This is a genomic window from Bifidobacterium sp. ESL0798 (assembly GCF_029395415.1).
In the GTDB taxonomy this organism is placed as follows: Bacteria; Actinomycetota; Actinomycetes; order Actinomycetales; family Bifidobacteriaceae; genus Bifidobacterium.
Map to the genome: position 1 here is coordinate 461,880 of NZ_CP113914.1, position 24,157 is coordinate 486,036.

At 57.4% G+C, this 24,157-nt stretch carries 19 protein-coding genes; 13 read left to right on the forward strand and 6 right to left on the reverse strand.

Features of this window, described 5'->3' with window-relative positions; all coding sequences use genetic code 11:
• The first annotated feature begins 127 nt into the window (after positions 1-127).
• Positions 128-2,425 (forward strand): alpha-galactosidase, encoded by a 2,298-nt coding sequence (locus OZX74_RS01820; RefSeq protein ID WP_277156886.1) that lies wholly within the window; start codon positions 128-130, stop codon positions 2,423-2,425.
• A 130-nt stretch (positions 2,426-2,555) separates the two neighbouring features.
• On the opposite strand, the gene OZX74_RS01825 is transcribed toward OZX74_RS01820, so the two are convergent.
• Entirely contained in the window at positions 2,556-3,464 is a 909-nt protein-coding gene (locus OZX74_RS01825; protein WP_277156887.1) for an AraC family transcriptional regulator, read from the reverse strand.
• Positions 3,465-3,717: 253 nt separating this feature from the next.
• On the opposite strand from OZX74_RS01825, the gene OZX74_RS01830 reads away from it, so the two are divergent.
• Both OZX74_RS01830 and OZX74_RS01835 read left to right on the forward strand, forming a co-directional pair.
• Positions 3,718-3,990, forward strand: a complete 273-nt coding sequence (locus tag OZX74_RS01830) for an ACT domain-containing protein (protein WP_277156888.1) — start codon at positions 3,718-3,720, stop codon at positions 3,988-3,990.
• Positions 3,991-4,004: 14 nt separating this feature from the next.
• Positions 4,005-5,369, forward strand: a complete 1,365-nt coding sequence (locus OZX74_RS01835) for a PFL family protein (protein WP_277156889.1) — start codon at positions 4,005-4,007, stop codon at positions 5,367-5,369.
• Positions 5,370-6,056: 687 nt separating this feature from the next.
• Here OZX74_RS01835 and OZX74_RS01840 read toward each other — a convergent pair.
• Entirely contained in the window at positions 6,057-6,716 is a 660-nt protein-coding gene (locus tag OZX74_RS01840; protein WP_277156890.1) for a tRNA (cytidine(34)-2'-O)-methyltransferase, read from the reverse strand.
• 499 nt (positions 6,717-7,215) lie between these two features.
• On the opposite strand from OZX74_RS01840, the gene OZX74_RS01845 reads away from it, so the two are divergent.
• Positions 7,216-8,232 carry an A/G-specific adenine glycosylase gene (locus OZX74_RS01845; RefSeq protein WP_277157380.1) on the forward strand — a complete coding sequence of 339 codons (1,017 nt, stop codon included), beginning with the start codon at positions 7,216-7,218 and terminating at the stop codon, positions 8,230-8,232.
• A 176-nt stretch (positions 8,233-8,408) separates the two neighbouring features.
• On the opposite strand, the gene OZX74_RS01850 is transcribed toward OZX74_RS01845, so the two are convergent.
• Positions 8,409-8,837 carry a GNAT family N-acetyltransferase gene (locus tag OZX74_RS01850; RefSeq protein WP_348519552.1) on the reverse strand — a complete coding sequence of 143 codons (429 nt, stop codon included), beginning with the start codon at positions 8,835-8,837 and terminating at the stop codon, positions 8,409-8,411.
• 292 nt (positions 8,838-9,129) lie between these two features.
• On the opposite strand from OZX74_RS01850, the gene OZX74_RS01855 reads away from it, so the two are divergent.
• The gene (locus OZX74_RS01855; RefSeq protein WP_348519553.1) at positions 9,130-10,485 is read left to right on the forward strand and encodes an SLC13 family permease; all 1,356 of its coding nucleotides are present in this window, start codon (positions 9,130-9,132) and stop codon (positions 10,483-10,485) included.
• A 97-nt stretch (positions 10,486-10,582) separates the two neighbouring features.
• On the opposite strand, the gene OZX74_RS01860 is transcribed toward OZX74_RS01855, so the two are convergent.
• Positions 10,583-11,125 carry a helix-turn-helix domain-containing protein gene (locus OZX74_RS01860; RefSeq protein ID WP_277156893.1) on the reverse strand — a complete coding sequence of 181 codons (543 nt, stop codon included), beginning with the start codon at positions 11,123-11,125 and terminating at the stop codon, positions 10,583-10,585.
• Positions 11,119-11,733 (reverse strand): sugar diacid recognition domain-containing protein, encoded by a 615-nt coding sequence (locus tag OZX74_RS01865; RefSeq protein WP_277156894.1) that lies wholly within the window; start codon positions 11,731-11,733, stop codon positions 11,119-11,121. Before OZX74_RS01865 ends, OZX74_RS01860 begins: the two co-directional genes overlap by 7 nt.
• A 191-nt stretch (positions 11,734-11,924) precedes the next feature.
• Here OZX74_RS01865 and OZX74_RS01870 point away from each other — a divergent pair, with 191 nt between their 5' ends.
• The 7 genes from OZX74_RS01870 (at position 11,925) to OZX74_RS01900 (ending at position 18,912) form a co-directional block, all read left to right on the forward strand.
• Positions 11,925-12,290, forward strand: a complete 366-nt coding sequence (locus OZX74_RS01870; protein WP_277156895.1) for a hypothetical protein — start codon at positions 11,925-11,927, stop codon at positions 12,288-12,290.
• Positions 12,235-13,221, forward strand: a complete 987-nt coding sequence (locus tag OZX74_RS01875) for an enolase C-terminal domain-like protein (protein ID WP_277156896.1) — start codon at positions 12,235-12,237, stop codon at positions 13,219-13,221. Before OZX74_RS01870 ends, OZX74_RS01875 begins: the two co-directional genes overlap by 56 nt.
• A gap of 126 nt (positions 13,222-13,347) precedes the next feature.
• Positions 13,348-14,673 (forward strand): enolase C-terminal domain-like protein, encoded by a 1,326-nt coding sequence (locus OZX74_RS01880; RefSeq protein ID WP_277156897.1) that lies wholly within the window; start codon positions 13,348-13,350, stop codon positions 14,671-14,673.
• 93 nt (positions 14,674-14,766) lie between these two features.
• On the forward strand, positions 14,767-15,744 hold the full coding sequence (locus tag OZX74_RS01885; RefSeq protein ID WP_277156898.1) for a dihydrodipicolinate synthase family protein: 978 nt from the start codon (positions 14,767-14,769) through the stop codon (positions 15,742-15,744).
• Positions 15,741-16,883, forward strand: a complete 1,143-nt coding sequence (locus tag OZX74_RS01890; protein ID WP_277156899.1) for a glycerate kinase — start codon at positions 15,741-15,743, stop codon at positions 16,881-16,883. The genes OZX74_RS01885 and OZX74_RS01890 overlap by 4 nt, the downstream gene beginning before the upstream one ends.
• A gap of 72 nt (positions 16,884-16,955) precedes the next feature.
• Positions 16,956-17,843, forward strand: a complete 888-nt coding sequence (gene garR, locus OZX74_RS01895) for a 2-hydroxy-3-oxopropionate reductase (protein WP_277156900.1) — start codon at positions 16,956-16,958, stop codon at positions 17,841-17,843.
• 181 nt (positions 17,844-18,024) lie between these two features.
• A complete protein-coding gene (locus OZX74_RS01900; protein WP_277156901.1) occupies positions 18,025-18,912 on the forward strand; it encodes a hypothetical protein in 888 nt (295 codons plus the stop codon).
• A 134-nt stretch (positions 18,913-19,046) separates the two neighbouring features.
• On the opposite strand, the gene OZX74_RS01905 is transcribed toward OZX74_RS01900, so the two are convergent.
• Positions 19,047-20,213, reverse strand: a complete 1,167-nt coding sequence (locus tag OZX74_RS01905) for an FAD-dependent oxidoreductase (RefSeq protein ID WP_277156902.1) — start codon at positions 20,211-20,213, stop codon at positions 19,047-19,049.
• Between the two features lie 354 nt (positions 20,214-20,567).
• Between OZX74_RS01905 and rpoB the strand changes: the two genes are divergently transcribed.
• On the forward strand, positions 20,568-24,134 hold the full coding sequence (gene rpoB / locus OZX74_RS01910) for a DNA-directed RNA polymerase subunit beta (protein WP_277156903.1): 3,567 nt from the start codon (positions 20,568-20,570) through the stop codon (positions 24,132-24,134).
• Positions 24,135-24,157: the final 23 nt, after the last annotated feature.

Here is a 24,157-nt window from a genome sequence, read left to right on the forward strand (position 1 = left end):
GGGAGGAAGACACCAATATCGCTTTCATCGACAGAGTTGGTATAGAACAATGCATAGTTGAGGCATTTTGTTTCGTCGTACACTCCGATAGGGTGAACGGCGGCAGGCCGATCAAAGGAGACAACGTATGCAATCCTCATATGGTGAGGCACGGGTGTTTGTTCATGACGATGGCAGACAGTTCCATCTGACCAATGGTCAGGTGAGCTACATCATCGCGGTGAACAGCGAAGGCAAACTCTTACAGTTGTATTATGGGGCCGCTGTGCGGGACCGGGATGATTTCGGCTATCTGATCGAGATGCAGCGTCGGTCCACAGCCTCGTGCCCGATCGAGGGCAATCTGGTCTATTCACTTGAGCACCTGCGGCAGGAATTTCCCGAATACGGTACCAGCGATTACCGCATGCCAGCCATCAGCATGGCCCAGCCCAACGGTTCGCGTATCACCGACTTCCGTTTCTCAAGCTACGGCATCGGCGAGGGCAAGCCGAAACTCGAGGGCCTGCCGGCCACCTATGTCAATCGGCAAGATGAGGCGGTGACGCTTTCGGTCGATCTTGTAGACGAACCTACGGGTGTGGTTGCAACGCTGATGTACACGATGTTTGCGGATCTGCCGGTGATGGCCCGCAGCGTAAGGTTGCGCAACGAAGGCAAGGATGACGTCGACATCGAACGGCTGATGAGTCTGAGCTTCGACCTGCCCGACGACGATTACGTTTTCACCCAGCTCACCGGCTCGTGGGCCCGCGAGCGCAGCATCGTAGCCAGCCGGCTGCACCCGGGCATCCAGCAGATAGGCTCGTTGCGCGGGTCGGCCTCGAGCCATATCCACAATCCAGCCTTCGCCCTGGCCAGTCCTGATGCCACGGAATCCCACGGCGAGGTCATCGGTGCCGCGTTCGTCTATTCCGGTAATTTCGAGGCGCACGTCGAGGTCGATCCCTTCGCCGTCTCAAGAGTGCAGATGGGCATCGCGGATTTCGGCTTCACCTGGCATCTTGAACCCGGTTCCAGCTTCCAGAGCCCCGAAGTGGTGTTTGTCTACACCTGCGAGGGTTACAACGGTATGAGCCATGCCTTCCACGACTTAGTGCGCCGCCATCTCGTGCGTGGCCCGTGGCGCGACAAGGAACGTCCGGTGCTCATCAACAACTGGGAGGCCACCTATTTCGATTTCGACGAAAAGGCGCTGCTTTCCATAGCCGGGCAGGCGCAGAAGCTCGGAGTGGAGCTGTTTGTGCTCGATGACGGCTGGTTCGGCAATCGGCACAACGACACCGCAGGACTTGGGGATTGGACGCCCAACCCTGAACGTCTGCCGCATGGGCTCAACGGACTCGCCGAGCGCATCAATGGGCTGGGCATGATGTTCGGTCTCTGGTTCGAGCCCGAGATGGTCAACAAGGACTCCGAGCTCTACCGTGCCCATCCGGAATGGATGCTTCACACGCCTGGCCGCAGGGCCAGCCACGGGCGCAACGAATACGTGCTCGACTTCACGAACCCGGACGTCGTCGACGAGATCTACCGCCAGATGCATACGGTGCTTTCCAGCGCGAACATCGGCTATATCAAGTGGGATATGAACCGTTACATCACCGAGGCATTTGACGCGACGCGCGGCGCCGAGCATCAGGGTGAGGTCTTCCACCGTTATATCCTCGGTGTCTATCAGCTGCACGAACGATTGCTGGAAGCCTTCCCGGACCTGATCATCGAAGGTTGTGCCTCAGGCGGCGGCCGTTTCGACATGGGCATGCTCTACTACGCACCGCAGATCTGGACGAGCGACGATACCGATGCGGTGGAGCGCATGTCCATCCAATACGGCACCAGCATGTTTTATCCGCTGAGCTCCATGGGGTCGCACGTCTCGATCGTTCCCAACCACCAGACCGGCCGCGAGGTCTCGATGAACACCTGCGCCAATGTCGCCATGTTCGGCACCTTCGGCTACGAACTTGACCCCGCGGCGTTGAGCGAGGAGGAGCTCAAGCAGGTTGCGGATGACGTGGCCTTCTTCAAGCAAAATCGTGAGCTGATCCATCAAGGTGACTTCTACCGCCTGGTTTCACCGTTCGAACGGGATTCGCGACGCAACGACTGTATGGCGTGGATGGTGGTTTCCAAGGATCGCAGGCAGGCCATCGTCGGGGACTACCGCATGCTCGAGCATCCGATGTCGCCGTTTACCCGCCTGTATCTTCAGGGCCTTGACCCCGCGCTTCGCTATCGGATTGCAGTCAGGGGAGGGGCGAGCACCATCAACGGCCTGACCTTCGGTGGCGACGAGCTGATGAGAATCGGCATGCTTTCCACCGATGCCTCGGCTTCCTCATCCGCCGAGGCGGGCGGTGTCAACAGCCTCGGCGACCCGCATGATTTCGACTCGAGGCTGTTCGTGTTGAGCGACTGCTGAGTTCCTATTGGGCTCAGCTGGGCCCGTGTTGAACGACTGTTGAACGACGCCTGCTGGGCTCATGCTGAGGGCGGCGACAGACAACCGCGCCAAGCGGCCGCCGGGCATCGGCATCGCTGTTTGGTTACCTTCAGTCGTCCTTGAGTCCGGCGTCGGCATTGAAGGCGGCACGGAGGAAATTGATGCCGATGCCCAAATTGTTGACGACTCCGTTGCGGGAACGTCTGAATTCGGTTGGCGTCATTGACTGGGTTTCGCGGAAACTGCGGGTGAGGGCCTCCTCGCTGTTGAACCCGCATTCCACGGCGATTTCCGCCACGCTCAGGTCGGTCATGCCGAGCAGGTCGCGCGCGTGCGAAAGCCGCATCCGATCGATGTAGTTTTTGAGCGTGATGTTCGTTTCCTTGTGGAAAAGACGCGAAAGATAACTGCGGTCAACGTTGATGCGTCTGGAGACCCAGCCCGCGGTGATACCCGGGTGCCATTCATTGTGGATAACCGATATCGCCCGTTTGACGATCTCGCTGAGTTGGTTGGGGAAACCGTTCTGATCGACGGAATTGAGATGCCGGCTCAAGGTTGAAAGGAAATGGTTGGCCAGCGCATTGAGTTCGAGCTGGTCGGCGATGTTGTCGGAGGTGTGGTACAGCGCCGAGGAAAGAACGCGCAGAAACGGTGTGCTCCGGTCCACCGAAAACGCGACGGTGTTGTGCGAGAATCCCATTGCATCAAGGTATTCGGGTATCGCGTCGCCTTTCATCGCGAACCAAAGGTAGGCCCAAGGCGTGTCCCGGGACGCCTGATAGCGGGTGATGTCGTTGGGATGGATCAGGAAACCGTCATCGGCGCCGAGCCGGTAGGTCTCGCTGGAGGTATGCACCTCGCCGGTGCCGCTCAGCACGATGTGGAACACCCAGCTGTCGGTCAGTGAAGGGCCATAGGAATGTCCTGCCTCGGTCTGCGATATCCCGCAATAGGAGAAGGCGAGGGAAGCCCCGTCGCGTTTGCTTTTCGTTCCCAGAAACAGCGAATGTTCCATGCCTGCTCCATCAGATGGTGCCAACTATCATCGTCTTGTCTATTATCCCAATCTATCATTATCGCAGGCGACCGCTATGGGTCAAAGCATCCGACGACGTCGGTTTTGTACGTTGCAGATGTCCGTTTATTGGCCGTTTCGCGTTTATTTGCGGACATCGTGACCGCCCGCATCTGGCATTCATTTATACTTGGTAATCGGTTGGCGCGCGTTTGCCACCGGCGGTTTCGAACATCGGTTTTAAGGAGTCCACATGGATAAAGCGGTCATTACGGTGGTCGGACAGGACGCGGTCGGCATTATCGCGCAGGTCTGCACCTATCTTTCCGAGCACAAGGTCAACGTTCTTGATATTTCGCAGACCATCATCGACGGATTCTTCAACATGATGATGATTGTCGATTACTCCAAGTCCGATGAAGAATTCTCGGCGTTGGTCGACGGACTCGAGGCGCTCGGCGACAAGATCGGCGTGCGCATTCGCTGTCAGCGCGAGGAAATCTTCACGAGTATGCATCGAATCTGATTGGGGAGCGAACAATGCTGAATATTATGGAGGTCCGCGAGACCAATGCGATGATCGAGCAGGAAAAGCTCGACGTGCGTACGATTACCATGGGTATTTCGCTGCTTGACTGTGCGGCGGCTGATGTGGAGGCGGTCTGCGACAACATCTACCGCAAAATTACCGACAAAGCGCGCGACCTCGTGAAGGTCGGCAAGGCCATCGAACGTGATTTCGGTATCCCCATCGTCAACAAGCGCATCACCGTCACCCCGATCGCGCTTGTAGGGGCCAGCTCCTGCCATTCGCCCGCTGATTTTGTCAAAATCGCCCATGCGCTCGACCGTGCGGCCAAGGAGGTCGGCGTCGACCTTATCGGTGGATACTCGGCACTGGTCTCCAAGTCGATGACTCCGGCGGAACGCATGCTCATCGAGTCGATTCCGCAGGCGTTATCGCAAACTGATATCGTCTGTTCCTCGGTCAACGTCGGTTCGACCAAAACCGGCATCGACATGGATGCCGTTGAGCTGCTTGGCCATGTCATCAAGGACACCGCCTATGCCACTCGGGAGACCGACAGCGACGGATGCACCAAATTCGTGGCGTTCTGCAACGCCCCCGACGACAACCCGTTCATGGCCGGCGGTTTCCACGGGGTGACCGAAGGAGACGTGGTCGTCAACGTCGGCGTTTCCGGGCCGGGCGTGGTCTCGCGTGCGCTTGATGCTGCGAAAGGCAAGGATTTCGAGTTTTTGTGTGAGACCATCAAACGCACCGCCTTCAAAATCACCCGCGTCGGCCAGTTGGTCGTGCAGGAAGCCTCGAGGCGGCTCGGCGTGCCATTCGGCATCATCGATCTGTCGCTGGCTCCGACGGCGGCCGTCGGGGACTCGGTGGGCGAGGTGCTGGAGAAGATCGGGCTTGAACAGGTCGGCGCGCCCGGCACCACCGCGGCGCTCGCGATGTTGAACGACCAGGTGAAAAAGGGCGGCATCATGGCCTCCTCCTACGTCGGCGGACTTTCCGGCGCGTTCATTCCGGTCTCCGAAGACAAGAACATGATCGATGCGGCCGCGTCCGGCTGTCTGAAGATCGAAAAGCTTGAGGCGATGACCTGCGTCTGCTCGGTCGGCCTTGACATGATTGCCATCCCGGGCGTCACCACGGCATCCACAATCTCCGGCATGATCGCCGACGAGGCCGCCATCGGCATGGTCAACCAAAAGACCACCGCCGTGCGTGTCATTCCGGTCTACGGCAAAGATGTCGGCGAGGTGGCCAACTTCGGCGGGCTGATGGGCTACGCGCCGATCATTCCCGTCAATCAGACCTCCTGCGAGGCCTTCGTCACCCGCGGCGGCCGCATCCCCGCTCCGATACACAGTTTCAAGAACTGAGTGTTGTGAATAGGGATAATACTTATCAATTACCGTAATTGATAAGTATTGGGCCGTTGAAAATTTTCAGCGGCCCAACTCCGTAACATAAGAGGACGAAAAATAATAAAAACGCCCTACCGGTGAAGCCCAACGGAGCGAAGCTTTGAAGACCCGGGCTGATGCTCCGAAGCGAACCGACTTCAACCGACATTCCGAACATATCACAACGGTGTTCTGTTCTCAAATTTTCTCAAGGTTTCTTGATTCCGGTATCAAGGAATCTTGATTTTTCCTTGATATAGCTGTTTTAATTTGCAATTCGTCCCTCAATGTGTCACGTTGGATGTGCCGCACGCACGCGGCACGGCAATCCCCGAACCGGAGAACCGAAAACGTGTGGGCGACCGGCCGGGACCAAATGGCCGGCTGACGTAACATGAGATGGGAGCCTATGATGGCATCCAATAATAATAAAAAGCCTGGGAACTCTGGGCTCTGCCGGCTCGCGACGGTGGTATTGCTCGCGATAGTATCCAGGGTAGATCCCCTCTGGGAAGCTACGATTCTTGCAGGTTGCCTGCTGTTGGTGATCTGGAAGTTGGAGTAGCGCCGGCACCGAGCTGCCCCTAACAAGGCAGCGCGGCAGGTACGGCGGTGGAGCAATATGCCGCCGTTTTTATAACCATTCCGTTGTTGGAGTTCTGCTTATTCCCCGCCCTTGAAGCCGAGCTGACGCCAGGCTTCGTAGATGGCAATGGAGGCGCAGTTGGTGAGATTGAGGCTGCGCAGGCTCGGACGCATCGGCAGGCGCACCTGCTCAGCGACGTGCGGGCCTTCCATGATGTCCATCGGATCGGGGATATTGCCGGGTTCCGGGCCGAAAAGCAGGATGTCGGTTGGCTTGTATTCGATATCCGTGTAAAGCTTGGTGGCGTGGGCGGTGAAGGCGATGATGCGGGAGTTGGGCATCGATTTCACCAAGTCATCGAAATCGGGATGAAGCACAACGTGTGCCATATCGTGGTAATCCAGCCCGGCACGGCGCAGCTTCGTGTCTTTGAGGTTGAAACCGAGCGGCTCGATCAGGTGCAGGATCGTGCCGGTCACGGCGCACAGGCGGATGGCCGAGCCCGTGTTGCCGGGAATGCGCGGAGAGTAGTAGCACAGATGCGGCGTCACCGTTTCGGCCTCGCTGGCGTCTTTGGCGCTCATCATCGCGTCGACCACGCTGATCGGGTTGCCGTGTGCGTCGGTCACAAGCTCGTCCGGCCCGTAATTGGACTTGCGGTAGCCGTATTCGTACATGTCGGTGACTTTGTTCTCGGGATTTCCGGCGTTTTCCGCCGTTTGCGCTGCGTCTGTCATGATTCAAAACTATCCCCGTGAAGCGACACCGCGCACTTTCACGGTTTTCGGTTATTCTCGGATTACCGCTGCGCCGCCGATGCCTTTGAGGGCGCATCGAATAGCAGGGAAGCCATATGGTGTTGTTTTATGCGTTCCCTGCTGCGGATCGCTGAAATAGGATCATGAAGAATGCTGGGATTCCGCCATTCTCTTTTCCGATGTTTCGCAAAACGCAGCAGGGAAGCGAAAATGCCATGAAAAAGGTGTTCTGTGCTGCGTGTTCACAGCATTCATACGCGGAACGCCGGGATTTTCTATTCCGTGCTGTAGGGGAGGTCCGGCCGCGGCGTTTCTGTGGCATCGGCGATTATGGATTGCGCGGATTACGCATTTCGCGCGACTGTAGCGGCTTCAGTGCAAAATGGTGCGGATGGTTGATAAGGAAATGAACATGACGAAAGCCCACGAAGACTCTCACGAAGTGGTCGAGGGTTTCAGTGCCGCCGAACTCGAAACGATGAAGCAGGAGCTGTTCGCATGGTGGGACGAAAACGCGCGCGACCTGCCATGGCGCAACGGCCGCACGACGCCATGGGGAATTCTCGTTTCCGAGGTGATGAGCCAGCAGACGCAGATGAGCCGCGTGGTGCAATACTGGAACAACTGGATGGGCGTCTGGCCGGATGCCGCAAGTCTCGCAGAGGCGAGCGCCGCCGAGGTCATCACCGCATGGGGCAGGCTCGGCTACCCGCGTCGTGCGTTGCGCCTTCAGGAATGTGCCAAGGTCGTCGCCGGGCAGTACCGCAATGAACTTCCGAAAACATACGATGAACTCGTGGCCCTGCCCGGCATCGGCGACTACACGGCCAGCGCGGTGATGAGCTTTGCGTTCGGGCGTCGTATCGCCGTGCTCGACACCAACGTTCGCCGTGTGCTTTGGCGTACGTTCAAGGGTGAGGAATCCTTCGGCGGCGCGACCAAGCCGGAGGAACGGCGACTGGCGAACGCGGTCTTGCCGCAGGATGCCAGGGAAAGCGTGATCTGGAACGAGGCGCTGATTGAGTTGGGCGCGCTGGTGTGCACCGCCAAGAACCCGAAGATCGACGAGGATCCGTGGGCCTCGCACAGCCGTTTCTATGCAGCCGGTTGCCCGGGGATGGGCCAAAAACGCACCCGTCCGCGCCAGAGTTTCAAGGGCACGAACCGTCAGGTGCGCGGTATTATCCTGAATGCGCTGCGTGCACTCGCGGTCGCGTTGCCGGAAGAGGTGTCGTCCGGTAACGATTCCGATATCGTCTCGCCGCATACGAAAAACGCAGACCATGACGTCATCGAAGCGGTATCGACAGTGAAACAAGGCAAGAATAGTCGGTCGGCTGGGAAAAATGCGACTGGTGAAGGTGCATCCCTTTCACGCGCCGATGTCGAAAAGCTCTGGCCCGACCACATCCAGCTCGACGCCTGCATCGCCAGCCTCGATGAGGACGGTCTGATCGAAATCGCCCCGGACGGTTCGCTGCGTCTGCCGCGATAAGATCCTTCGCTTCGGACGTTCAGTATGGCGCTTGCGAATCATTGCGCGACTTTCTCAATCCTCTGAGTTCCGATCCTCTGCGTTCCCGACAAAGTGTGTTCCAGAAAAAGGACCCTGTCTCGACTGCGTGCGCAGAAGAGACAGGGCCCAAGAAGGAAAGAAACCAGTGTTGAAGTCTATTCGGCGATGTTCTTGTCGAAACGATAGAAGATTTTCTTGAATCCGTGATCCTCGTAGAATTTGTGGCTGTCTTCGTGTTTGACCACGGAGCACATGCTGATCCTGCCGCATCCGCTTTCGCGAGCGACTTTCTCCGCCCATTCCAGGAGCTGATCGCGCACATCGTGGTCCTGATGAGCTTCATCGACGGCGAGATCCTTGATTTCCGCCACACGGTCGCCCATGTAAAGCTGCCAAGTGCATAGTACTCCGACGAAGCCCACCACTTCGCCGTTCTCTTCGCAAATACCGAGCTTGTGGTCAAAATTCTCGATCTGGCTGATATAGGTGCGAGCAAACATCTGAAAATCCAGTTTGCATGGACTCGTCTCGCTGATGATATGGTAAACGGCTTTTAGATCTGATGTTTCTGCTGGTCTTATCATAGGGAATCCTTCCCGAACATTGATTTTTTCGTCGTGGACTCATGGTGACGACGCTGTACCTTGGATGAAGCAACCCACCGCATCCTATTCCTAAGCATACGAATCCTCGTTCCTCTCATTACTGTTCCCTGTACCATTTTGCGTTGATACGGAATAAACTAATTTGTGCTTCAGACTCTTGAGAAAATAACAGATGTTTACGATTCTATTGTATAGAGAACGTTGCGAATTCAAAGTAGAAATACTAAGGGCTTATCGCGCTGCAGGCTATGGAGCGGCTGCCGATAAGTCGATGATTGGAAGGGTCAGTGCAGTGAATATTTGGTTGGCTATACTTGGCTTCGCAACGATGATTCTTATTACCGTTGTCCTATTGAAGAAGAAGATGAACATTCTTCTCGCATTTACGGTGATTCCTGTTATCGCCGGCTTCATTGCCATGGTGATTACCCATACGGCTTTCTTGGACATGGGCAAATGGATCACGTCCGGTATCGGCAAGACGTACAGCATCACGCTGATGATGATGTTCTCGTTGCCCTATTTCATGTTGATGTCGGATACCGGTCTGTTCGACGATATCGTCAAGGCGGTAATGCGTCACGTCAAGATCTCCGCGCCCATCATCTGCGTGCTGACGGTCATCGTCGCGTGCATCTGCGAGCTGGATGGCTCGGTCACCTCCGTCTTCCTCATCACGGTCCCGCTCATGCTGCCGCTTTTCGAGAAGTTCCATATCGATAAACGCATACTGCCGTTCCTTGTCTGCGTGGCTATCCTGGTGATGAGCAACACCCCTTGGAACCCGAAGATACTGAGGGCCGCAAGCCTGATGAGCGGTTCGGGAGTATCCACCAGGCTGTTCCTGAAATATGTTCCTGTCCAGATCTTCATGCTCGTTGTGCTGCTGATTCTCGCCGTCTATTTCGGTATCCGCGCACGCAAGAACACCACTGAGAAAGTCGAAATCAGCAATGAGGATCTGCTCAGCCAGTTCAAGGACACCGAGCTGACCCGCCACAACCGTTTCTGGTGGAATCTCCTGCTCACCGCGTTCCTCATCTTCGTGCTGATCGCCTTCCAAGGCATTCCGCAGTACTACGTCTTCGCGTTCGGCCTGGTGGTGGCGCTCGCCATCAACTTCCCCGATCAGGGTCAGCAGACCAAGCTGCTCAAGAAATATGCCTCTTCGCTATTCCCCGTGGCTCCGGCGGTGCTGCTTTCCGGTGTCGTCGTGGGTGTGATGCAGGAGAGTGGCATGCTCGATGCCATGGTCAAGGCGCTGATGGCCATCGTGCCTTCCGCCATCGGGCCTTACTTCTACATCATCATTGCGCTGTTTGCCACGCCGCTTATGCTCCTGTTCACCAACGATACGTGGTTCTACGCGTTGATTCCGCTTATCGGAGCGTTCTCGGCCAAGTACGGTGTGCCGATGGATGTCGTCATCGTCACGCTGTTCTCGAACTTCGGCGCCATGATTTCCGTAATCGCCCAGCCGCAGCTCTACATTGCCACTGACCTGACCGGCATCACCATTGACCAGCACATCAAGTTCACCTTCTGGAAGCTTTGGGCCATCAATATCATCATCGTGGCCTTCGGTGTGCTCTCCGGAGTGTTCCTGCCAAAGCCCCTGTGGGCCTAAGGCAACCTGGGATTTGCGGGTGAGGTGTTGCTCCGGGAATCCCTCTTGAGTCTATCGGGTCGTGCCTTCATTGTTGGCACGGCCCGATATTGCTGTTTTATACGGCCTTTTCCGAGCGGTAGGACGGGGATATTTGCTTAAGGTAGCTGCGAAGGGTGAAAGCGGTGTCGAGAACCGTGTAATCCTTGAGAATCCTTGGATTGTAGCCGGTAACCGACGCGATTTTGTTCAGACGGTTCTGCAGCGTGTTCTTATGCAGGAACAGCTTGTTCGCGGCGTGGATGATGCTGCCGTTGAAGTCCCGGTAGGCGGCGAAGGTCGTGTGGAAATCCTCGATCTGTTGCTCGTCCAGGCCGTTGAAGACATGATCGACGAATCGTTTTGCTTCTGCGGCCGGAATTGAGGCGATGAAGACGCCGTAGTCGAGATCATGGTAATAGGCGATGGATTGCTCGTGTGAGAACTGCAACCAGTTGGCCGCTTCGCACGCCTGTTCGTATTGATGCGGATACGCCTCGCACGATGAGGCCGGGTCGGCGATGCCGAATCTGAAGACGTCATGATCTGATTCCGCCAGTTTTTCCTGCGCTGTGCGTAGGAAACCGGTGAGGTCGTGGACGTCCTCTTTGTCGATTAGCATGCGGATTTCCTGGGTGTCCATCGAAAAAGGCTTTGCGGCATTTCGTGGAACAGCTCGCTTAAGGCGTTGAACCGGTTGTTCTGGGCGGTGATTGTGTCGTCGTGGGTCTGCCCGTGTCCGACGATGACGAATTTGGGACGGCCGAGATCGAGATGAAGTACGGAGGAGAGATAGTCGATCAGTCCGGGATCCTGGCTTGACGAGGTCAGTATGTTGATGAGGTTGGACATCATCATACGACGGTCGAATCGGGTGACCTGATCGATGTTTTCCCGGATGAGAATTTCCGTCATTTTCTTGATGATGTTGCCGAAAGGCTCCACTTCGCTGCGTTTGCCGGTGATGCCGATGACCGCCACCACGGAGCCGTTGATCATCACGGGAACGTTGATGCCGTTTTTCGCTCCTTCGAATTGATGCTCGTTGTCGATGGCGATGGTGTGTTTGAGCGCGACGGCAAGCCTGGCCCCGTCATGGCCTGTCCCGATCCGGGATTTGTCGGTGCTGGCGATGATGGTTCCGGAAGTGTCGAAAAGGTTGATTTCGTGTTTGAGCACGCCTTTGATGTTGGATACAATCGTTTCGGCGATTTTGGGATTGATGTCCATGAGGTCGTCCTCTCGGAGATTGAGAAATTATCTGGTTATATGGTACGCGGAACATGTTTCAAGAGAAACTGAATTTCTCATTTCGTCACATAGAATATGCCGTATCGGTGTGTACAGAGCTGATAATGATAACGCAACGTTTTCTGGATTTCATATAAATGGAATTTACTTTGTATCGAAGGAGAACAAAGATGGTACCGACAATTGAGCATATGGAGGTCGTTCCCGTAGCTGGGTACGACAGTATGCTCTTGAATTTGGCCGGCGCTCATGAGCCGTTCTTCACGCGTAACGTCGTGGTGATGACCGATAGCGATGGCTATACCGGTGTGGCCGAGGTGCCTGGTGGGGAAGTCATCGCCCAACGGCTTGAACTTTGCGTCCCTCTTGTCGAGGGAAAGCCAATCAGCCAGTGGAAAGGCGTCGTTCAGGATTGCGAGGAAATGCTCAAAAAATCTCGCAAGCGAAGCCGGATCCAACGGTGTCCAGACCGCACACGCCATGATCTTCAAGAAGCTCACCAATGTGTTGACCGGCGTCGAGACGCCGATGCTTGATTTGTTGGGCAAGCATATGGAGGTTCCGGTTGCCGTGTTGCTTGGCGATGGGCAGGTCCGGGACGAAGTGCGTTTCTTGGGTTACCTGTTCTATGTCGGGGATCCCGATAAAACCGATTTGCCTTACTTGCGTAACGACGATGATTCTGACGAGTGGGGTCGCATCCGTCGCGAGCCGGCGCTTGACCCGGACGCCATCGTCCATCAGGCCGAAGCGGCCCAGGAGCGGTTCGGCTTCCACGACTTCAAGCTCAAGGGCGGCGTTTTCCCCGGTGAAGAGGAGATCGAGGCCGTCAAGGCGTTGAAGAAGCGGTTCCCCAATGCGCGCATCACCATCGATCCGAATCAGGGTTGGTCGATGGAAGAGGCGCTCAGGCTGTGCCGTGACATGACCGGAATTCTGACTTACGTCGAGGATCCTGTCGGCGCCGAAGGCCGTTTCTCGGCCCGTGAGACGATGGCCGAGTTCCATCGCATCACCGGCCTGGCGACGGCGACGAACATGTGCGATACGGATTGGCGTGAGATGAAGGCGGCCATCCGTCTTGATTCCGTGACGATTCCGCTGGCCGACCCGCACTTCTGGACCATGGAAGGCGCGGTCCGTGTGGCCCAGCTTTGCAATGACCTTGATTTGACTTGGGGCGTGCATTCCAACAACCACTTCGACATCTCACTGGCCATGGTGGCGCAGACTGCCGCCGCGGCTCCCGGACGCATCAACGCCTGCGACACGCATTACATGTGGCAGGACGGCCAGCATCTGGGCAAGAAGGCACCTCACTTCGTGGACGGGTGCCTCAAGGTGCCACGTGATGTGCCGGGGCTCGGCATTGATCTTGACCGCGAGAAGCTGGACGCGGCCCATCGGCTCTACGTCGACAACGGCTGCTGCGCACACGAGATGATGCGAGAGGCATGCAGTACCTGATTCCGGGCTGGCAGTATGACCCGCACCGTCCGGCGTTGGTGCGCTGAGCGGGATACGAACAAGAGCAGAACGCGGAATCAACAATCTGATAATCAAATTTTTCAAGTTTTTTAGGAGGAAATAATTATGGTAGCGAAAATCGAGACAATGGAAGTGATTCCCGTAGCGGGCTATGACAGCATGCTGCTCAATCTCTCCGGGGCGCATAGCCCGTTCTTCACCAGAAACATCGTGATCATGACGGATACCGATGGCTATACAGGTGTCAGCGAGGTTCCGGGAACGAAGAAGGTCACCGACGTCCTCAATGAGGTCAAGCCGATGGTCGTCGGTCAGCCCTTGAGCCAGTGGAAGAACATCGTGCGCAATATTCACGACAAGTACGCGTCCCTTGACGCGGGCGGCCGTGGCAACCAGACCTTCGATCTGCGCACCACCGTCCACGTGCAGACCGCAGTGGAGACGCCGATGCTTGATTTGTTGGGAAAGCATATGGAGGTTCCGGTTGCCGCGCTGCTGGGCGAAGGTCAGGTCCGCGATCATGTTCGCTTCCTGAGCTATCTCTTCTACGTCGGCGACCGCACCAAGACGGATCTTCCTTATATCCATGACGACGACAATTCCGATGAGTGGGGTCGTATCCGTCGCGAGCCGGCGCTTGACCCGGACGCCATCGTCGAGCAGGCGAAGGCCACCACGGAGCGTTACGGCTTCCACGACTTCAAGCTCAAGGGCGGTGTCTTCGAAGGCAAGGAAGAGATCAAGGCCATCAAGGCCCTGAAGAAGGCCTTCCCCGACGCGCGCATCACGCTCGACCCGAACCAAGGCTGGTCGTTGGAGGAAGCCATTGACCTGTGCCGTGACATGACCGGCATACTCACCTATGTCGAGGATCCGTGCGGCGCCGAAGGTCGTTTCTCGGCCCGTGAGACGATGGCCGAGTTCCATCGCATCACCGGCTTGCCGACGGCGACGAACATGTGTGATACGGATTGGCGTGAGATGAAGGCGGCCATCCGTCTTGATTCAGTCACCATCCCGCTGGCCGACCCGCACTTCTGGACGATGGAGGGCTGCGTGCGTGTCGCCCAGCTCTGCCACGACATGGACCTCACCTGGGGCGTGCATTCCAACAACCACTTCGACATCTCCCTGGCCATGGTGGCACAATCCGCCGCCGCGGCTCCCGGCAAACTCAATGCTTGCGATACCCATTACATCTGGCAGGACGGTCAGTATCTCACCAAGAACCCGCCGAAGATCGAGAATGGCGAGATCGAAGTTCGCCGCGATGTGCCGGGTCTGGGCATCGAGGTCGACCGTGACGCCGTCGAAAAGGCGCACAAACTCTATGTCGACAACAATTGCGGCACTCGTGACGACGCCGTCGGCATGCAGTATCTCATTCCGGGCTGGAAGTTTGACCCGCATCGTCCTTCGATGGTGCGCTGAACAAGACCAAAATATGGCCATGGCGGCGTAGTGCCAGTGGATGGAGGCAAGCCGCCATGGTCGATGTCAAATCAGGAAGAATAGCTGAAAATCATGAGTGACAAGCAGACATTTAAAGGTATTTTCGTTCCGATTCTCACCCCGGTCGATGAGCATGAGAACATCGACGAGGCCAAGTTGCGCAAGCAGGTCGATCATGTCATCGAGCATGGCGTCGACGGCATCCTGGCTTTCGGCAGCAACTCGGAATTCTATATGTTCAATGATGACGAGATGCTCGCTGCGACCTCGATCATCAAGGATGAGGCCGCTGGCAGGGTGCCGGTCATGTTCGGTGTCGGCCATATACGTACGACCAAAGCCATCGAATTGGCGCAGAGGGCCACGCAACTTGGCGTCGCCGCGGTCTCCGTGTTGCAGCCGATGTTTATCGAGCCCACCGCGGAAGCGCTTTACCATCATTATTCCGCCATCGCGAAGGCGATTGCTCCGCAGCCCATGTTCATCTACAACAACCCGGGCCGTGCCGGTTATCCGGTTCCCGTCGACATCATGGTTCGTTTGGCCCATGACTGCAGCAACATCATCGGTGTCAAGGATTCAAGCGGCAATGTCACCAATATCGAGGAATTGGTGCGGCAGACGCGGGACATCGATTTCGCCGTGTTCGCCGGCAAGGACACCATCGTCTACCCGAGCCTGTGCGTGGGTGGCGCCGGAGCCGTATGCTCCACGGCCAACATCTATCCGGATCTGGTATGCGGCATCTACGACAAATTCGAGCAAGGGGACTATAAGGGCTCGCTGGAAGACCAGTTCAAGCTCAACCCCATCCGCAACTCGCAGGATGCGGCCAGCTTCCCGTCGCCAACCAAGGACATGGCCAATCTCATGGGCATGGATGTCGGTCCTTCCATCCGTCCCACCGAGGCTGCGACAGGCGCCGCCCTCGATGGGATGAAAAAGCCATGCGCGAAGCTGGATACCTATCCTGAGCTGTTTGAATATATTACGATAGGTAATCGGCAACAGGTAATGGTTTGCAGCCAATCAGGAGGAAGAATACGATGAACAGGTATTCGGTTCTTTTGGCGACGGATTCGTTTAAGGGCTCGGCTTCGAGCATAGAAGTGGAAAAGTTGCTTGAACGTGGAATACGTCGTGTCGTGCCGGATTGCACGGTTCTCGAATATCCCATCGCAGATGGCGGAGAAGGTACCGTCGAGGCGGTGATGGCGTCCAAAGGAGGGGACCTCCGTGATGTTCATGTTCGGGGGCCGCTTGGAGCGGATGTCGTTGCCAAGTACGTCCTTTCCGACGACGACGCCATCATCGAAATGGCGCAGGCCAGTGGCCTGACCCTCATCGAGCAGAACCGCGAAAACGCGCTGAACGCCTCCACGTTCGGTGTCGGGCAAATGATTCTCGATGCGTTGGATGCCGGTGCGAAGCGAATCTTCATCGGTTTGGGAGGCAGCGCGACCAGCGATGGCGGTGTTGGCATGGCCAAGGCGCTGGGCGTCCGGTTTTTCAATGCCGACGGCGAATACGTGCCCTGCGGTTTGGCAGGACTTGAGAACCTGACATCCATCGATTGGTCGGGTGCCGATCCGCGCATCCGCAAGACGGAATTCGTCGCGCTGACCGATGTCTCCAACACGCTGGTGGGTCCCGACGGTGCGGTGCACGTTTACGGTCCTCAAAAGGGGCTTGGCGCCCGTGACCTTGATCGTTTCGATCAGTGGATGAGCCAATATGCCAAGCTGCTTTTCAATGTCGCTGGCTTCGATGTCGCTTCCGTCGCCGGGTCAGGCGCGGCGGGCGGACTCGGCGCCGCGCTGGTCGCTTTCTGCGGCTCCGAGATCAAAAGCGGCATCGATACCGTCCTCGACATCATCGGCATTGAGAAAGTCATGCCGCATGTCGACCTGGTCATCACCGGCGAAGGCAGGATGGATTCGCAATCGGCCAATGGCAAGGCCCCAATCGGCGTGGCCCTGAGGGCCAAGAAATTCGGCGTGCCCGTTGTGGCTGTGGTGGGCAGTCGTGCCGATGATTTGGGCGGTGTCTATGAAGAAGGCATCGATCTGGTGCTTTCCTGCGTTTACGAACCGACATCTCTTAAGCAGTGTATGGCGCGTGTGACCGAAACGGTACCGATTGCAGGGGAGAGCGCGATGCGCGCTTTTCTGATGGCAAAAAGGGCCTGAAACAGACTTGTTCCTCGGTCGCTATGAACGGGGACATCAGAATCTCATTGATTTTGTATAGAAAGGAAAATAATGAAAGTTGGATTTGTAGGATTGGGAATCATGGGCAAGCCCATGGCAATCAACGTTCTGAAGGCCGGGCATCAAGTCGTCGGCTATGACCGCAATACGTCGAACATCGCTCCTGTCGTCGAAGCGGGCGGCGAAGAAGGAAAGAGCGGCAAGGACGTTGCACAGCGTTGTGATGTTGTCATTACCATGCTGCCGAATTCTCCGAACGTGGAAAGCGCGCTGTTCGATAAGGACGGCATCGCCGAAGGCCTGAGCGCAGGCAAGGCCGTCATCGACATGAGCTCCATCGCGCCTCTGGCCAGCCGTGATTTCGGCAAGCGCCTGGGCGAGATGGGCGTCGACTTTCTCGACGCACCGGTTTCCGGCGGCGAGCCCAAGGCCGTCGACGGCACCATCGCGGTGATGGTCGGCGGCGACGAGAAGGTCTTCGCCAAGTATGAGGGCCTGCTCAAGACGATGTCTTCGACAGTCACCCTGGTCGGTGAGGTCGGAGCTGGCAACATCACCAAGCTTGCCAACCAGATGATCGTGGCCATCAACATCGCGGGCATCTCCGAGGCGTATTCGCTGGCGAAAAAGGCCGGCGTCGACCCGGAGCGTGTCTATCAGGCCATCCGCAGCGGTCTGGCGGGCAGCGTGGTCATGGATCAGAAGTCCGAGAAGATCTTCTCCGGCAACTTCGATCCCGGTTTCCGTATCGAACTGCATATCAAGGATCTGCAGAACGTCATGGACACCTCGCATGGCATCAATGTCTCGGCGCCGTTCAGTGCGCTCGCCATGGAGATCATGCAGTCGCTCAAGGCCCATGGCCACGAAAAGGAAGACCACAGCGCCATCGCCGAATGGTACGAGATGGTCAATGATATGAAGCTTCAGAAGGACTGAAAGCTTTTAGAAAATCATTCGGATTCCACGAGATTCGGCGATTGACCTGCAATCAGGCATTGAGCTGGTTGCAGGTCGTCGTCGAATTTCGTTTTGTTCATAATATTACGGTTTTGCCGTTTTGATGTTGAAATGATGCGTGGCAACGTCGAATTCAGCAAAGTCGTTTACACTGGGAACTATGACCGCTCAGCAACCGAAAAAGCGCCAAAGCAAGCGCAAAACCAGCAAAGACATGCAGCGCGTCTATCTTCGCCGCCGCATAGTCGTTGGTGTGGTCGCGCTGGCGCTTCTGGCGCTGATCGGGTTCGGCGTATACACGCTTGCGACTAAGGTCATCGCCACTCATGGCGGGCAATCGTCTTCGAACTCCGTTTCCGAAAGCCGGAAAAAGACACTGGCCAAGAAACCCGGAAAGTCCGACAATAATAAAAACAATCAGGATGATAAAGCCAACCAGGGTGGCGTCAGAAAATGCGGCGCAAAGGACGTCAAGCTGGAACTGAGCCCCATTTCTCAGAGTGTAGAGCTCGGCGGCTCGCTCGATTTCAAGGCCACCATCCGTTATGAAGGCAACGATTCCTGCGTGGTCGACGCCTCCAATGCCTCGCGTATCCTTACCATTTACACGATTTCGGACGAAGGTTCGGCTTCAGGATCAGATTCGGATTCCGGTAACGGTTCCGCTTCAAAATCCGGTTCCGACACGAAGTCCAAATCGGATTCGTCTTCTAAATCGGACTCGAATTCCAAGTCGGGTTCGTCTTCCGGTACTTCCAACGATGGTTCGAATTCCGAGGCGAATGACGACGCCGACGCGGCCTCAAGCGAGCAAACCGGCGACACCATCTGGAGTTCGGCGGTATGCCCGGCGGATTCGCGAAAGCTGTTGATGGCCAAGGGTGACAAGGATGCGCAGAAAATCACTTGGCCGGCCGACAAGACCGGATCCACCTGTGTGCCCGACGAACAGCTTCCTCGCGTGAAGCGCGGTGTCTATCTGGCCCAGCTGAGCCTCAAAGACCATCCAAACGTGAAAAGCGAGAAAGTTCCGATTATCGTCAAATAACCGGTAATATATTTCGAATGCTTGGGGAAAGCGGAAACGCCGGAATCGCCGTATCCGCACGTCGGACAATCCGACAAGCCCAGATAGTCCGACACACCCCGATAACCGGGAAACGCCTGAAATCCGAACGATTCCTAAACGATGGCTTCTCTGAAGTATTTGTTCATCCTGCTGATCAGCAGCCGTACCTTGGCGCCCTTGAGCCGGGTGTATTTGCCCTTGGAATTCTCAAGCTGAGCGACGCCCGAATGCGGGCCGAGCGGCAGAATCGTGCCATACGGTTTGAAGACGAACCTGAACGTGCGTCCGCCGTGCAGCAGCGAGAGAACATTGCTGACGGCACAATCCGCCTGTTGGATCGCGAGCTGGGCGCTTGCCGGGTAGACGCGGCCGGTTTCGGGATTCGCGACGGCGGAAACGTCCCCGATCACGAATTCCCGTGGCCACCCGCCATCGGCCTCCACGACCGAAAGGTCATCGTTGACAATGACGCGGTTGAATTTCTGAACATAGCCGGAAACAGGAACGACCCGGCTGCCGCGGATTCCCGTCGCCCAGACGATGGTGTTGGCGTGGAAAGTCTGGTTGCCGATGAATACCGTGCCCGGCTCGATCCTCGTCACGCGCGAAGAACCATGGAAAATGACGCCGCTGCCGCCCAGATCCTCCATGATCCATTCGGTGAGTTTGGGGTCAAAACGGTAGAGGGGCCTGGGGTTGGAGGCGAAGCAATGGACTTCCATTTTTTTTGCAGGCACGTCGAATTTTTTCGCCAGCGCCGGGATCTCGTGCATCAGTGCGGCCATGAACGCAACGGCCGAGAATCCGTCTCCGCACACGGCGACGCGCAGATCGTAGGGGTTCTGGCTGAGTCGATAATCCGTCAGTACCTGTTCGACATGGCTCCGTGCGCGCATCGCGTCGTCAAGGGTAATCAGGGGCAGGACGTTGCCGGTGGCTCCCGGAACGTCGGGCGTGGAGGAAGCGCCGCCCAGTGCGTTGATTAGGTAGTCGTAGAAAATCAGTCCGTTCTTGCGCAGCTCGACGGCGCGTATGTCGTGGTCGATTCGCACCACCTCATCGATGACGAGGGTGACGCCCGGATTGATCTTTTCGCGCAGGTTGAAGCTGATTTCGGATGGGTCGGTTCTGCCGACGGCCACTTCATGAAGCCGTGCGGTGTCATAATGGTAAACGTCCTTGTTGATCAGCATTATTTCCGCGTCGGGGTTCTGGGCGACGAGCTGCTTTACGGCATGTAAGCCCGCATAGCCTGCGCCAAGTACCATGATTCTTCTCATGAGCTCTTCCGATGCAATCTAGAATTGTAATCCGATATTAAATCTAATCATACTATGATATGTGAAGTTGCCAAGGCGGTCATTCTTTGCATTTTTATAATATACATCACTTATTACATTTCTATAATATATATCATTTATTGGATATATTACATGAGTTTGTATGAATCTCCGAGGCCTGTTTCGTGACGCTTGATATTTCGTCTCAACGCCGTGTATAATAGATACTTTGCATAAGGTGTGTCATATTGCGGGCATGCTCTAACGATGAAGCGCCCGCGTAGTGTAGCCGTTTGCGGTGCGTTTCCTCGTAAAAGAATAGACAAAGATCAAGCGAGCGATAAGGAACGTCCATTGGCTGAAAATAAGCTCAAGACGAACACCACACAAGTCATCGCACGCGCCGATGAGCACGACATCAAGTTGCATAAGGCGTCGGACCGTGTGAATTTCGGTTCCATCAGGGAACCCATCGATGTGCCCTACCTTCTGGGGGTGCAGACCGATAGCTTCGATTGGCTCATCGGCAACGCACGCTGGAAGAAGAAGGCCGAAGCCGACATCAAGGCCGGCACCAACAACGTGGCCCATACTTCGGGCCTCGAAGAGGTCTTCAACGAGATTTCCCCGATCGAGAACTTCGCGCAGACCATGAGCCTGACCTTCTCCGACCCGTACTTCGAGGAACCGCGTCACACGGTCCAGGAGTGCAAGGAGAAGGATTACACCTATTCCGCACCGCTCTACGTCAACGCGGAATTCGAGAACGGCGACACCGGCGAGATCAAGAGCCAGACCGTCTTCATGGGCGACTTCCCGCTGCAGACCCCGCACGGCACCTTCATCATCGGCGGCACCGAGCGCGTCATCGTCTCGCAGCTCGTGCGTTCCCCGGGCGTCTACTTCGACCGCACCCCGGACCGCACCAGCGACAAGGAGGTCTTCGGCGCGAAGATCATCCCGTCACGCGGCGCATGGCTCGAGTTCGAAATCGACAAGCGCGACGTTTTGGGCGTGCGCGTCGACCGCAAGCGCAAGCAGTCTGCCATCGTCTTCCTCATGGCCATCGGCATGACCAAGGATGAGATCGCCAAGTCCTTCAAGGACTACCCGCTGGTGCTCGATGCTCTTGAAAAGGAGACCATCAACACGCAGGACGAGGCCCTGACCGACCTCTACCGCAAGATCCGTCCGGCCGACACCGCCACTCCGGAAGCCGGCAAGAACCTCTTGGAGTCCTTCTACTTCAACAACCATCGTTACGACCTCGCACGCGTCGGCCGCTACAAGATCAATCGTAAGCTGGGCCTCGAGGCCGAGCCGACCGATCGCAGCCTTTCGCGCGAGGACATCATCGCCACCATCAAGTACCTCGTGGCGCTGCATGCCGGCGACAAGACCTTCCCGGGACGTCGCAATGGCGAGGACGTCGACCTTCGCGTCGAGACCGACGATATCGACCACTTCGGCAACCGTCGTATCCGCCAGGTCGGCGAGCTTATCCAAAACCAGCTGCGCACCGGCCTGAGCCGTATGGAGCGCGTGGTTCGTGAGCGCATGACCACCCAGGACGCCGAGGCCATCACCCCGCAGTCCCTGATCAACATCCGCCCCGTCAACGCGACGATCAAGGAGTTCTTCGGAACCTCCCAGCTCTCGCAGTTCATGGACCAGAACAACCCGCTTTCCGGCGTGACCAACAAGCGTCGTCTCTCCGCTCTGGGCCCCGGCGGTCTGTCGCGCGACCGCGCCTCCATGGAGGTCCGTGACGTCCACCCGTCCCACTTCGGACGTATGTGCCCGATCGAATCCCCTGAAGGCCCGAACATCGGCCTTATCGGCTCGCTCGCGACCTTCGGGCGCGTCAACCCGTTCGGCTTCATCGAGACCCCGTACCGTAAGGTCGTCAACGGACATGTCACCAACGACATCGAGTACATGACCGCCGATCAGGACGCCGAGCACGTCATCGCCCAGGCCAACCAGAAGCTGGACAAGGACGGCAACTTCGTCGAGAAGACCGCACTCGTGCGTTCCGGCGAGGACGAAGCGGTCGATGTGCCGGTCAGCGACGTCGATTATATGGACGTCTCCCCGCGTCAGATGGTCTCCGTCGGCGCTTCGCTGATTCCGTTCCTGGAGCATGACGAGGGCCACCGTGCACTGATGGGCACCAACATGCAGCGTCAGGCCGTCCCGCTCGTGCAGTCCGAGCGCCCGCTGGTGGGCACCGGCGCCGAATGGCGCACCGCCTACGATTCCGGCGATACCATTCTCTCCGAGAAGGACGGTGTCGTCAGCTACGTCTCCGGCGACATCATCCGTGTGGCCAACGACGACGGAACCCAGTCGAGCTACAAGCTCGCCAAGTTCCAGCGTTCCAACCAGACCACCAACTACAACCAGCGTCCGCTGATCCATGACGGCGAGCGCGTCGAGCGCGGCAGCGTCCTGGCCGACGGACCGGCCACCGAAAAGGGCGACCTCGCGCTGGGCAAGAACGTGCTGGTCGCGTTCATGCCTTGGAACGGCTACAACTATGAGGACGCCGTCATCATCTCGCAGCGCCTGGTGAAAGACGACACCTATTCCTCCATCCACATCGAGGAGTACGAAATCGACGCCCGCGACACCAAGCTCGGTGCCGAGGAAATCACCCGCGACCTGCCGAACGTCGGCGAGGAAGCGGTGGCGAACCTCGACGAGCGCGGCATCATCCGCATCGGTGCCGAGGTCGAGGCCGGCGACATCCTGGTCGGCAAGGTCACCCCGAAGGGCGAGACCGAGCTCACCCCTGAAGAGCGTCTGCTGCGCGCCATCTTCGGCGAGAAGAGCCGCGAAGTGCGTGACACCTCGCTGCGTGTGCCTCACGGCGAGACCGGCACGGTCATCTCCATCAAGGAGATCACCCGCGACCAAGCCGAAGAGGACGGCGACGAGCTGCCCAATGGCGTCAATTCAATGATTCGCGTCTACATCGCCCAGCACCGTAAGATCACGGTGGGCGACAAGATGTCCGGCCGCCACGGCAACAAGGGCTGCATCTCCCGCATCCTTCCGGAAGAGGATATGCCGTTCCTGCCCGATGGCACCCCGATCGACATCATGCTCAACCCTCTGGGCGTCCCGTCCCGTATGAACCTGGGTCAGGTGCTGGAACTGCACCTGGGCTGGATCGCTCACGCGGGCTGGGATATCAAGCTCGACCCGGATCTCGAGGCCGAATGGAAGCAGTACGTGCCGCAGGGCGCCGAACACGGCGATCCGAACACCCCGGTGGCCACCCCCGTCTTCGACGGCGTGCGTCCCGACGTGATTCAGGGCCTGCTGCGCAGCACCCTTCCCAACCGCGACGGCGACAAGCTCGTGGGCGAGGACGGCAAGGCGACCCTCTTCGACGGCCGCACCGGCGAGCCCTTCCCGAAGCCGATTTCGGTGGGCTACATGTACATGCTCAAGCTGCATCACCTTGTGGACGACAAGATCCACGCGCGTTCCACCGGCCCGTACTCCATGATCACCCAGCAGCCGCTGGGCGGCAAGGCACAGTTCGGCGGCCAGCGCTTCGGTGAGATGGAGGTGTGGGCCCTCGAGGCCTACGGCGCCGCCTACACGCTGCACGAGATGATGACCACCAAGTCCGATGACGTCGACGGCCGCGTGCGCGCCTACGGTGCCATCGTGAAGGGCGAGAACCTGCCGCCGGCCGGCATTCCCGAGTCCTTCAAGGTGCTCTTGAAGGAGATGCAGTCGCTGTCGCTCAACGTCGAAGTGCTCAACGCCGACGGCGTGGCCATCGACCTGAACGACGCTGAGGATGACCCGGTGGGCAACTCCAACGATCTCGGCTTCAACATCGGCGCCCGTCCGGACGCCGCGGCCAAGGACGATCAGGCGGCACCTCAGCCGGAATACCGCTAGAGGCAACGCTTCAACCAACGGCT